The sequence below is a fragment of the Parageobacillus galactosidasius genome (assembly GCF_002217735.1).
GTDB classification, from domain to species: Bacteria; Bacillota; Bacilli; order Bacillales; family Anoxybacillaceae; genus Parageobacillus_B; species Parageobacillus_B toebii.
Genome location: NZ_NDYL01000002.1, coordinates 714980 through 727067 on the forward strand (window position 1 = coordinate 714980; position 12088 = coordinate 727067).

Annotated in this window: 12 protein-coding genes, 2 pseudogenes and 1 other annotated feature; of the genes and pseudogenes, 3 read left to right on the top strand and 11 right to left on the bottom strand. The window is 42.3% G+C overall.

Features of this window, described 5'->3' with window-relative positions:
• Positions 1–126: 126 nt before the first annotated feature.
• The 3 genes and pseudogenes from B9L23_RS21560 to B9L23_RS21450 all read right to left on the bottom strand — a co-directional run.
• Positions 127–237: pseudogene (locus B9L23_RS21560) on the bottom strand (RNA-guided endonuclease TnpB family protein); the annotation flags it as partial.
• 37 nt (positions 238–274) lie between these two features.
• Positions 275–802: an IS630 family transposase gene (locus B9L23_RS21445; RefSeq protein WP_141103870.1), complete on the bottom strand. Its 528-nt coding sequence runs from the start codon at positions 800–802 to the stop codon at positions 275–277.
• Complete coding sequence (locus B9L23_RS21450) at positions 802–1233, bottom strand: IS630 family transposase (RefSeq protein WP_211278815.1); 432 nt, start codon at positions 1231–1233, stop codon at positions 802–804. The genes B9L23_RS21445 and B9L23_RS21450 overlap by 1 nt, the downstream gene beginning before the upstream one ends.
• Positions 1226–1616: a sequence feature (16S ribosomal RNA rRNA prediction is too short), on the bottom strand. It overlaps the preceding gene by 8 nt.
• 632 nt (positions 1617–2248) lie before the next feature.
• Between B9L23_RS21450 and B9L23_RS13060 the strand changes: the two genes are divergently transcribed.
• Positions 2249–2539, top strand: a complete 291-nt coding sequence (locus tag B9L23_RS13060) for a hypothetical protein (protein ID WP_015864218.1) — start codon at positions 2249–2251, stop codon at positions 2537–2539.
• 51 nt (positions 2540–2590) lie between these two features.
• On the opposite strand, the gene B9L23_RS21800 is transcribed toward B9L23_RS13060, so the two are convergent.
• Positions 2591–2869, bottom strand: a complete 279-nt coding sequence (locus B9L23_RS21800) for a zinc ribbon domain-containing protein (RefSeq protein WP_081189759.1) — start codon at positions 2867–2869, stop codon at positions 2591–2593.
• Positions 2797–3064 (bottom strand): annotated as a pseudogene (locus tag B9L23_RS13070) (helix-turn-helix domain-containing protein); the annotation flags it as partial. The gene B9L23_RS21800 and the pseudogene B9L23_RS13070, both read right to left, overlap by 73 nt.
• Positions 3065–3149: 85 nt before the next feature.
• On the opposite strand from B9L23_RS13070, the gene B9L23_RS13075 reads away from it, so the two are divergent.
• A complete protein-coding gene (locus B9L23_RS13075; protein WP_158082876.1) occupies positions 3150–3662 on the top strand; it encodes a DUF1648 domain-containing protein in 513 nt (170 codons plus the stop codon).
• A gap of 184 nt (positions 3663–3846) precedes the next feature.
• Positions 3847–4290, top strand: coding sequence for an Hsp20/alpha crystallin family protein (locus B9L23_RS13080; protein WP_062752630.1), 444 nt, complete (start codon positions 3847–3849; stop codon positions 4288–4290).
• A 17-nt stretch (positions 4291–4307) separates the two neighbouring features.
• Here the strand turns inward: B9L23_RS13080 and B9L23_RS13085 are convergent, their stop codons facing one another.
• From B9L23_RS13085 to B9L23_RS13110, 6 genes are read right to left on the bottom strand one after another with little or no spacing between them, the layout of a single operon-like run.
• A complete protein-coding gene (locus tag B9L23_RS13085; RefSeq protein WP_089097826.1) occupies positions 4308–5333 on the bottom strand; it encodes a LacI family DNA-binding transcriptional regulator in 1026 nt (341 codons plus the stop codon).
• Positions 5334–5358: 25 nt separating this feature from the next.
• Positions 5359–7314: a beta-galactosidase gene (locus B9L23_RS13090; RefSeq protein WP_081189757.1), complete on the bottom strand. Its 1956-nt coding sequence runs from the start codon at positions 7312–7314 to the stop codon at positions 5359–5361.
• Positions 7241–8251 (bottom strand): aldose epimerase family protein, encoded by a 1011-nt coding sequence (locus B9L23_RS13095; protein WP_223812197.1) that lies wholly within the window; start codon positions 8249–8251, stop codon positions 7241–7243. The genes B9L23_RS13090 and B9L23_RS13095 overlap by 74 nt, the downstream gene beginning before the upstream one ends.
• Positions 8248–9765: a UDP-glucose--hexose-1-phosphate uridylyltransferase gene (galT, locus tag B9L23_RS13100; RefSeq protein ID WP_089097827.1), complete on the bottom strand. Its 1518-nt coding sequence runs from the start codon at positions 9763–9765 to the stop codon at positions 8248–8250. The genes B9L23_RS13095 and galT overlap by 4 nt, the downstream gene beginning before the upstream one ends.
• A gap of 2 nt (positions 9766–9767) precedes the next feature.
• On the bottom strand, positions 9768–10754 hold the full coding sequence (gene galE / locus B9L23_RS13105) for a UDP-glucose 4-epimerase GalE (RefSeq protein ID WP_089097828.1): 987 nt from the start codon (positions 10752–10754) through the stop codon (positions 9768–9770).
• Positions 10751–11932 carry a galactokinase gene (locus tag B9L23_RS13110; protein WP_089097829.1) on the bottom strand — a complete coding sequence of 394 codons (1182 nt, stop codon included), beginning with the start codon at positions 11930–11932 and terminating at the stop codon, positions 10751–10753. The genes galE and B9L23_RS13110 overlap by 4 nt, the downstream gene beginning before the upstream one ends.
• Positions 11933–12088 lie beyond the last annotated feature (156 nt).

Sequence of the window (12088 nt, forward strand, 5' to 3'; positions counted from 1 at the left end):
TGGGAGTCTTCTCGCCTAATTAAGATAAATCTCCTGTTTTTCCGTTATACTCGCCAAACACAAACCATACGAAGCTATTTAAGACGTCAACTACCCAACGGCTAAAGCCATGGGCTTGCAGCTAGCCTAATTGGCTGCCGCGTTCGGCTGGTTGACAGCAGCCCTGCGGATGTTTTCCGCAGCCACGTTGTCGGCAGGGGCAGCGTACCCACAAGCTCGACAACAAAACTGATCCCTATCTATATACATGCAACATGAAGAGTTAACTTCTCAGTCATCCTGCACACCCTAAGCGCTGCAGCACTTCCTCCGGACGTTCGTGGATGTAGTTGACAAACCGAGTAATGGCTTGAATGATATCGTTGCGATCCTTGTGAAATACATTGGCAATCACCGTATCTTTCAGCCATTTCCATAAGCGTTCGATCGGGTTCAGCTGTGGCGAATAGGGAGGAAGGTAAATAAAGTGAAAACACTGCCCTTCTTCCCGCAAAAACTCCTTGACCATTTTGGCATGGTGAATGCGGGCGTTATCCAACACCAAGACCATGAGACGGTCCGGATAGCACTCTTTGAGCATTCTCAAGAAATCCAAGAACGTCGCGGCATTGGCAGCGGTCGTTTGATGAAGCACCGTTTCGCCATCGTGGATGTTGACCGCGCCAAACAGCGATACGTGGGCATGATGGCCGAACGTCGGCACTTGTTTTTGGCGGCCGACTGCCGACCATGTGGACCGCAAGACATGGTAAGAGCGGATATGTGTTTCATCAAGGTACAACAAGACCGAATCAGGATCCATTAAGTTTTTTTTATGAAGTCGATCTGTTTCTCAAAATTCTTTTGTCGATCCGGATCGCCTTTCGCCAATGTGTAGGTCGGCCGTGTCCACGACAGCCCTTTGCGGTGCAGGAGTTTTCGCAACGCTTCGCGGGAAATGCAAACACCGAAGTGCTTTTCGACATAGGATTGCAGGAGTTTGGTGTTCCACGCCGAAGCGACGTCCCAGCCCAGTTCTACGGGAGTGGTGGTCAACACAAGCTGTTTGATCTCTTCCTGCTGTTCTTCGGTGAGAAACGGCTCCCGCCCGGGGGCGAAATCCCGATGAAGCAAGAGTTCCAGACCGCCTTCGTTGAACAGCGACACATAATGGGAAACGGTTTGTCGGCACACGTTGACCATGGAGGCCACCTCTTTGCCCAAATAGCCTTCCATGACCAGGCGAACCGCCATCACCCGTTGGCGAAGAAGGGTGTTTTTGATTTTCCGTTCCTGTTTGCGAAGTGTCCGAGGTGTCCATCCGTGATCGTTGGTGATTTTGAGACGTTTCATGCAGAATTCCGCTCCTTTTCCATCACCCTCTCAGGCCGGCTACGCATCGTCGCCTTGGTGAGCCGTTACCTCACCAACTAGCTAATGCGCCGCGGGCCCATCCGTAAGTGGTAGCAAAAGCCACCTTTCAACCAAAGACCATGCGGTCTTTGGTGTTATCCGGTATTAGCCCCGGTTTCCCGGAGTTATCCCGGTCTTACGGGCAGGTTACCCACGTGTTACTCACCCGTCCGCCGCTAACCGAACAGAAGCAAGCTCCCATTCGGTCCGCTCGACTTGCATGTATTAGGCACGCCGCCAGCGTTCGTCCTGAGCCAGGATCAAACTCTCCAAAAAGAAAGTTGATTGGCTTATTTAATTCGGCACTGACACCGAAGGTGTCAAGCCGCCTTCGCTTTTCGTATTGTCTAGCTTCAGTGCCTAGCTCTCTTGTGCCAAATAACCTTCCCCCTCGAAGTGCAAGCACTTCAGCGGGGTGAAGAACATTTGGCTCCGAGAGCTAATCGCGGCACTTCAGCTTTTCGTTGTGGACGCTTCGTTTTGTTCAGTTTTCAAAGAACATTACCTGTCAACATATTATAATTAAATATCCAAGATTGTCAATAAATATTTACTTTTCTAATTCATATTCATATTTTATAGTTTTGTTGTTTCGAGCAATTAATGATTATATTCACGCCATCATATGTTGTCAATATTTTTTGTTTATTTATTTGAACAATTAAAAACATCGATTTAAACGACGGATTATATTCTATAAATTTATTTATACTTTGTCAATATATTTTTTGGAAGAAAATTTCGTGTAATTTTTGCCAACCGCTTTCAACATTAGTATATAATAAATAATCATCGAAACATCTTTGCAAACAATGTGTATATACATTCATTTATTCGAAGGAAGGAGTAATATATAATGGAACATTCATTTTCCGTATTGTTAGAAGCATATCAAAGCCTATGGAAAAATCGCTCCCTAACAACAGAAAAACTGAATGAACAAGAAAGCCAATCACTTCTTTATGAAACGATCGCAAAAGAACTACGTGATGAAATGTCTCATCCTCGTACACGTCAGTCTCCTGAAATAAAATTTTATTATGCAATCAAAAGGATTATAAACTCAAATCTATCTGAACAAGAAAAATTATCTTTAATTCATATTCATATAAATGTGATGGAACAATTGACCACTCCCCGTGCCTAAAGGCAGAGGATTCTTGGGTAATCCCTTCTACCGAAGAGAAATGGACCGAGCTCAATCCGCCGGTCCAGCAGTGATTAATCTCATACCTTCTTGTAAGATATTTCTTGCGGCGTTTACATCTCGGTCATGATGTGTTCTACAATTCGAACATGTCCACACCCGCAAGGTTAGGTTTTTGACTTCTTTGTTTTGATATCCACAATTAGTTAGAGCAAAGTTGTAAACAGGATTTTTTTGCTTTTGAAGCGTGGACGTTATTCTGTTTTTTGAAAATCGTCCAGATGTTTTAGCGCATTTTGAAGTGCGGTAGAATCGACCTCTTTTAACCATTCCAATTCCTTTTTCAATTGGTTTAACTGATTGGCACAAATGTTATAGGTTAGACCTTTACCTGTTTGTTCATAGGCTTCATTCCACTTGGCTAAGAAGTAATTAAAAACGAAACGACTGCAGCCAATCGATTTGTTAATTGAGTAACACTTGTTCTTTCGTTGGATAGATCCGAAACTTAAATGCTTTGTGCATAAGATTCACTTCCCGCTTCTTGTTTGTTGAGAACACAATATATTACCCGTATTTATAATAATGGATAATGAGAAAAAAGGAGGAGGTGAGAAAAATCGAAATTCAAAACCGCCCAGTATTGAAAATAGAAAAGACACCGTTAGAAATTGCTCTAAATATCATTTCATTACTACTTTTCATTGGAAGTGTTTTGTACTTATTAATGGAATGGCCTTCCTTGCCAAATCGAGTGCCAATGCATTATAACTTTTTCGGAGAAGTAGATAAATGGGGAAGCAAAGGAATAATTTTTTTACATCCGATTATGGGAGCTGTTTTATGGATTGGCCCTACTATTCTTGAAAAATTCCCTCACGCTTATAATTATATTGTCAGTTTAACAGAAGAAAACATAGAACGACAATACAAAAATGGACGTATCATGATTAACGTTGTAAAAAATGAAATACTAATTTATATATCTTACAGCATTTGGAAAGATGTAAAAATAGCATATGGACACGATATAGCTTTCGGGACTTGGGATTTAGCTCTATTTCTTATAGTCCTTTTCGGTTCGATGGGCTTTTTTATAGTAAGGTCATTTCGTTTAAGATAAAACATTTAGTCCTAATAAAACGAATGGGCGAGTCGGTTATATAAAAAGCGTAAAGGGGCTTCCGTATTTGGGAGTCCCATTCTTTATACAATAACCTTTCACAAAATCTTTGTATAAAACAGCGCTGCCTAAAACAAACTATTTGATGACAAATATATTAACGATCCAAAGGAGGGCGCTGTTTATGTCTTTAATCCCTTATGATCCATTTCGCCATTTAGAAACAATGCGCAAGGACCTTAGCCGATTTTTTTCAACCGATTTCCCTTCTCTTTTCACCCATATGGATGACCATATCGGGATGCCGCGCATGGATATGCATGAAACGGAAAACGAATATGTCGTATCGTGCGATCTCCCTGGTCTAGAGAAAAAAGAAGACGTGCACATCGACGTACACAACAATATTTTAACGATTAGCGGCACCATCCAGCGAGACCAAAACATTAAAGAAGAACAAATGCATCGCCGCGAACGCTTTTTCGGCCGTTTTCAACGTTCCATTACGCTGCCATCGGATGCAGCAACAGATAACATTAAAGCAACATATAAAAATGGTGTGCTCGATATCCATATTCCAAAAACAACATCTAGTCCGAAAAAGCGCGTTGATATCGAATTTCACTAATGCAGTAAAGGGAGCTGCTACATTGAACAGCTCCCTTTTGAACAAACTTGACTGCTTTCTCGAACAATGAGTTTTGTTGGCACAACCACTTTTTTGCAAATGGTTCGCTTCGTCGTTAGTCTCTCTACTAACAATTCTACCGCCGTCTCTCCCATAAACTCTGTATACACTTTTACCGTTGTTAATGGCGGGTGGATAAATTTGGCGGTCGGAATATCATTAAATCCGACGATAGATATATCATCAGGAACTGGAATTTGCGCTTCATGAAGCGCGCGCAGCGCCCCAATCGCCATCGAATCACTGGCGATAAAAAACGCGGTTGGAATGTCTTTTGCAGAGATTGCTTGTTTCATTAATCGATAGCCGTCTTCAGCGGTAAAACTTCCTGTCCATACATATCGCGAATCATATATTCCTTTCAAGTATAAATATTCGTAAAACGTCGCTTCGCGCTCATCATGAAGAAGCGTTTGTCCGTCTACATATTCGCGCCCGCCAATATAGCCGATTTTTTTGTGGCCGAGTCGAAGAAGATAGTCTAACACGGTAATCGTTGATTTCCTTAAATCAATGACAACGGAGTCAAATTTTTGCTCATCTGGCGAACAATCTACAAACACGATATGCTCAGTGCTTGCCGCAAACGCACTGACATCTTTTGGCCCAAACTTTCCAACCGCAATAATTCCGTCTAAATTTTCCATCCGCTCCTCTGGATAGGAACCATTTTGTTTAAACAACTTTACCAGCTCGATTTGCCGTTCAAAACATTCTTTTTCTACCCCTAAGCGAATCGCCATGTAATACGGATCATCAAGTTCTTGCCGTTCCGAATACCAATGAACCAGCCCAAATCGAAATCGTTCTTTCGTTTGTTGGCTGCGTTCCCGCAATGTTTTATAATTCAATTGTTGAGCTACTTCGAAAATGCGTTTTCTCGTTTCATCCGATACCGATAAGGTTGTATCATAATTAAGAACGCGTGATACAGTGGCAACAGATACGCCGACTTTTTCCGCAATTTCTTTTAACGTCGCCATTGGTGAAAATATATCCCTTCCTCTATTATATGTTTTTTTGTTTTATTATTTTGCTCTCATATGGCTGTAAATGAATTCCTTTCAATTCTTTTTCCTCCGAAGTGTGATTCATAATAAATAAATATGTCTCATTTTTCCATGTCCTTTTGTATACCTCTACCCCTTCTTCACTTTGTATATGCCAAATACCATAAGACGATACAACATCTTTGGCAATCTCTTGTAACACATCTTGCGCAATCCCACCACCAATGTAGTAAACCTTACCATTCCCGTACTGATTTTTTGTAACAGCTGCTTGTGGATAAAATTGATCATCGTAACGATAAAGAACTTCTGCTGTAACTGGTGTCAACAAATCGCGCCAAACGGAACATTTCGATATTTTTCCTGCAAATTTTCCTTCACCAACGATTTTGACACTTTGTGTTGATGAAAGAGACTCGACTTCATGAATTTCAATTCCTGTTATTTCCTTCACATATCCAGGTAGTACCTTTTTAAAATGAATGTTATTGTTCTTATCTTTTAACCCTGTACGGAATGAGAAAATAATCGTCCCTCCTTTTTTTACAAATTCTTCAAACCGTTTACCCAGCTCTTCATCTATAATCTGTAATACCGGTACAAGCAACACTTTATAATTAGAAAAATCTCTCGTTACTGGAATCACATCAATATGTGTATTCAATCGATAAAACGGCGTATATAAACGTAGCAGTTCATTTGTAAAATCAAACCCTTCACTTTGCCGTTGAAAGCGCCATGACCAAATATTATCGTAATCATATAATACGGCAATATCAGCTTTGATGTCAGACTGCACGACATGTTCATATTGTACAATATCAGCAAAAAATGATTGAACTTCTTGGTACTTACGTCCGCGTTGATTGCTATGATCAACAATGCCATAGCAAAATTGCTCTGCTCCTTTGTTCATTCCGCGCCAACGGAAATAGAGCATATTCGTACATCCATGCGCAAATGCTTGATATGACCACATTTTTGCCTGGTTCGGACGAGGTAAATAACCAATGACATCATGCCCTTGCGCTCCCATTAACTCTTCAACAATCCAATAGTTTTTTCCTAACAATCCACGGTTAAAATCGTGGGTCATGGCAATAGCCGCAGGAGAAATTGGTTCCATTAGCCCACCCCATACCGGGTAATTGTCATACGATACAAAATCCATGTATTTCACGTTCTCTTCATGGTCAAACCATTTATTAAAAAAACCGCCAGATACGTTCGTGGTAACAAGCTGGTGCTTTCCTTTATGTTGGCGAACGATTTGTGTCATTTCATGAGCATAACGATTGATAGAATAAGAGCGGAATCGCGCCCAATCCAATTGCAACGATGGATTATGAGTTGTAATCGTCTTTTTTGGAATTGGAATTTCAGAAAAATCGTTGTATGTTTGTCCCCAAAAAATCGTGCCATACGCTTCGTTTAATGCATCTATTGTCTTATATTTGTCTTTCAAAAACTGTTGAAACTTCTCATGACATTGTTCACAATAGCACATATCACTTCCTTCATGTCCAAATTCGTTATCAATTTGCCAAGCAACAATCGCTTGTTCCTCGCGATAATGCTCTACTAATTTCCTTGTAATGCGCGCGCTGTATTTACGGTATACATCAGAATTAAAACAATATTGACGTCGTCCGCCAAATACACGAACATTCCCATTTTCATCTTTTGATAAAATATCAGGGTGTTTTTTAGCAAGCCATGCTGGAAATGTTGCTGTCGGTGTCCCGAACATGACTGAAAGTCCGTTTTCTTTAAGCTTCGCGATAACATGATCAAAAAAGGAAAAGTCAAATTCTCCTTCTCTTGGCTCCATTAAGTGCCAAGCAAACTCGCCAATTCGTACGATGTTTGCTCCGAGCTCTTTAATCCCTTGTATATCTTCTTCCAACATTTCCTTTGGCCAATGTTCCGGATAATAAGCCACACCTAAGTACATCGTTATTCCTCCCTATTTCTATTTGGAACCACCATGTAAATACACCTTTTGCTTCCACAAATGAAACTTTCCGAATGGCATAAGCGACAGACAAATTATCGTACACTCCGGTGCATGGTTCGAGCGCCAAATTATAGTCGCCGCGATAGCCACCTTGTGTTTTCCAAACTCCTAAATACGGAATTTTTTCCGCTGGATAGTGGTACATTAGTTTGCGTCCTGTATTTTCTTGAACGATTCCGCACATTCCTTTCGGGACGCGCTCGGTAAAATAAAATTTCTCACAGTTGTTCGCAGATGGCGGCTCCATTTTTGATAAATCCAACGGTTTCCCGGTTTTTCGCGAAATCGTAACGGGATACGGATGAATCGTTCCCCATTCGCCAAGATGTTCCGTCTGATGTTCGACGGTCATTACGCTGGTCAAACTGTCAGGAACGATGATTTTTGTATATTCGTCACATCGCAAAAGCGCATGAGGGGTCCAAATAAAGTAAAATCGTGTGTCGCCATCATTGGTGACCGCATAATCAAAACAGAGTCGATTCATTTCTAACCAAACTCGCTTTGTCATCGTATATGGGAAAACAGGACTTTTGACAGTAAAAACAACCGTCTCCCCTTCCAAACGATATTCCCACGGAAGCGCCCATACTTCTCCGTGATCAGGAATCGGCTTTCCCGTTACAGGATCAAAACAAGCATCGATGCTTGGAAATACTTCATCGAATCCACTAGAATCATAGTCGCTAAAAACAGCGCCGTAACTCGGTATGGTGAGCGTATCGCTTTTTGCTTGAAACAACCATTCTTTATTCGTTTCTTTATCGATTAACGAAGCGAGTTTACTGCCGTACTCCGGCAAAAACACGGCTCTTATATAATTGTTTTCCAAAATGATGCTTTTTAGTCCTTTGAACGTTCCTTCCCGAATCATGACAACTTCTCCTGCACTTTCCGTAAAAAAGTACGAAATGCTTGTTTTCCTCTCTCGGTTCGTTTAAAAACACCAGCGTGTTCTAATACGGTAATAAATCGCTGCCCTACCTCATGCTGTAAAATATCCAACACGGTTTCTTTCGTAATGTCTGTATATCTGCTGCGAATTTCTTCATACCAGTCCCAATGTTTTAACAACGCTGGGTCCCAATCCTCTTTTTTCGTATGTTGAATAAGATATTGTGCTAATATGTCCAATTCTTTCGCAAGTCTTCCAGGTAAAACGGCAAGCCCCATCACTTCAATTAAACCGATATTCTCTTTTTTAATATGATGCAATTCTTCATGAGGATGAAAAATCCCGTATGGATGTTCACGTGATGTCCGATTATTGCGCAAAACGATATCCATTTCAAACAAACCGGCGCGCCGTCTGGCGATTGGCGTGACGGTGTTGTGCGGAGTAGTGCCGCTTTTGGCATAAATATCGACACTCGGATCACTATACGTTTGCCACGTTCGGTAAATGACATCAGCCGCTTCAAGCACTTCCTCTTTTTTGCCGCGGAGACGAATGACTGACATCGGCCAGCGGACGATTCCTGCCGCGAGTGACGGAAAAGCAGAAAAAGAAACATATTCTTCGATTTCAGCTTTTTCCATCGCAAACATGTAGTTTCCACCTTGAAAATGATCATGCGCTAAAATCGAGCCGCCGACAATCGGCAGATCAGCGTTCGAGCCGATGAAATAGTGCGGAAATTTTTCGATGAAATCAAGTAAGCGCGCGAATGTTTTTCGTTCCATTTTCATCGGAACATGTTCAGCATGGAACACGATACAATGTTCATTGTAATACACATATGGAGAATATTGGAAATACCACTTCTCGTCTAATAACGTAAGAGGAATGACGCGATGATTAGAGCGCGCCGGATGATGCCACGTTCCTTCGTATCCTTCATTTTCTTTGCATAGCACGCACTTTGGGTACGAAGATGCCGGCGCGTCTTTTAATTTGGCGATTTCTTTCGGGTCTTTCTCTGGTTTGGATAAATTGATCGAAATATCAATCTCTCCGTATTCTGTTTTCGTTTTCCATTGTTTATTTTTCGCAATCCGCGCTGTGTGAATGTAGTTGGAGGCTTTGCTAAGAGCATAAAACCAGTCTGTTGCTAGTTTCGGGTCTTTATTGTATTTGGCATAAAATTCACGGATCACTTCGGATGGACGCGGCATTAAACAGTTCATCAGCTTGGCGTCCCATATATCCCGCTCTGTCGTCGTATTCGTCTTGATGCGGCCATTTTCGTACGCCCAATCTAAAATGGCCTCTAATATCGGTGAAGGAGAGGAAAAGGACACATCCTTTACCTCCACTGGTTTCCACTCCTCTAACTGCAGCGCCGCGAGCAGGCGATTGCGCGTGTAAACGATATCTTCACGATGAATCAGTCCGTTTGCGATCCCGTATTGGATGAGCTGTTCTAACGCTTCAAAAATGTCTGCCACCGTCACACACCTCGATATCCGTTCGGTTTCGCTTGATGCCACTCCCATGCGGAAGCGACAATATCAATAATCGATGTATATTTCGGCTCCCAGCCGAGTTCACGTTTAGCTTTTTCCGAGGATGCGACGAGCTTCGCCGGGTCTCCCGGGCGCCGCGCCATGACGCGTGCCGGAATCGGATGGCCTGTTACTTTTCGGGCAGCTTCGATGACTTCTTTTACGGTAAATCCGCTGCCGTTTCCTAAATTATAAACGTTGCTTTCCGCACCGCTTCGCAATTTTTCAACAGCTAAAATATGGGCGTCGACTAAATCAAGAACGTGAATATAGTCGCGGATGCATGTACCGTCAGGCGTATCGTAATCATCTCCAAAAATATGAATCTCTTCCCGCTGCCCAAGCGGCACTTTTAAAATTAACGGGATTAAGTGCGTTTCCGGATTATGGTCTTCGCCGATGATCGTCCCGTATGCCCCCGCGACATTAAAATAACGAAGAGAGATGTAACGAATCCCATAAGCACGATCGACCCATTTCATCATTTTTTCCATCGCCAATTTCGTTTCTCCATATGTGTTGGTTGGCAGCGTTGGATCCGTTTCCACAATTGGAATTTGTTTTGGTTCCCCATACACCGCCGCCGTCGAGGAAAAGACGATTTGTTTCACTCCGAACTCGTTCATTACTTCTAACAATACTTGCGTACCGTAAACGTTATTGTCGTAATATTTAAGCGGCTCTTGCATACTTTCGCCGACAAGGGAGTTGGCGGCGAAATGAATCACCGTATCGATCTCATGCTTACGAAATACATCGCGCAAAAACGCGCGGTCGCGAATATCGCCTTCGTAAAAGATCGCTTCCGGATGGACGGCCTCCCGATGCCCTGTTTGCAAATTGTCAACAACAATGACCTTTTCTCCCTTTTCGATTAAGCGATATACCGCATGGCTGCCGATATAGCCTGCGCCGCCGCAGACAAGAATCATACGCTCATCTCCTTTTCTCCCGTTATTTCTTTCGCTCCATCACCAATTTTCACAACATAAAAACTAGCTTCATAGCCAATTTTTTTCATATATTCATTGCCTACTTGTTCAATAAAAGAAGGAATAAACTCATCTTTTACAATATTTACGGTACAGCCGCCAAAACCAGCTCCAGTCATGCGGGCGCCGATCGTCCCTTCGTGGTTCCACGCCGCTTCAACAAGCGTATCGAGCTCTAATCCTGTCACTTCATAATCATCGCGCAGCGAAATGTGGGATTGTTTCATTAACTCGCCAAAGCGCGCCAAATCTCCTTTTTCCAACGCAGTAGCCGCCTCTATCGTTCGTTCATTTTCCGTCACAGCATGGCGTGCTCGCTTTTGTTCGATTGGAGAAAGAAGGTGATCATACTGTTCTAATTGCTCGCTTGTCAGCTCGCCAAGCGATTCGATATTTAGATGCTCCTTTAATTTCAAAAGCGCAGCTTCACACGTCGATCTTCGTTCGTTATACGCTGAATCGGCCAAACCGCGCTTTTTATTCGTATTTGCGATGACAATCGAACAATGATTAAACGCCACAGGAATATAGCGGTATGCCAGCGTTTGGCAATTTAAGAGAATCGCATGATTTCGCTTTCCCATTCCGACGGCAAATTGATCCATAATGCCGCAGTTGACGCCGACATATTCATTTTCTACTTTTTGGCTCATTTTCACAAGTTCGAGCATATCGATATGCTGCTCGAATAACTCATTCATCATCACCGCCGTAACTAATTCAATCGAAGCGGAAGACGATAACCCGGCACCGTTCGGGATCGTTCCATAATACAAAATATCAAGTCCCGTCTCGATCGGATAAAACGATTGAAACGCAGCAATAACTCCCTTTGGATAATTTGCCCATCCGTGCTTGTCTTGATAGGATAGGTCGTCATAAGATACGGTAATGATCCCTGTTTCCGGAAAATTTTTCGAGTAAAAGCGGATAAACGGATGTGCTGTTTTTCGCACAAGCGCATACGTACCAATTTCTAAAGCGCACGGCAGCACATGCCCGCCGTTATAGTCCGTATGCTCGCCAATTAAATTCACGCGGCCTGGGGCGAAGAAAGTGCGAATATCTTGTGTTGCGAAGCCAAATATGTTTGTAAACTCTCGTTTTAATTCTTCCATTTAATAAAATCCTCCTGGAATGATAATACTTTCTATGCTGATAGACTATGCGAAAACCCTCATTCTAAATGTACTAGAATTAAATAAAAACGTTTATACAATCAAATTTATAGTAAAGATCGCCTTTCTCTATTCAGTTTTCATCAATTACACAAG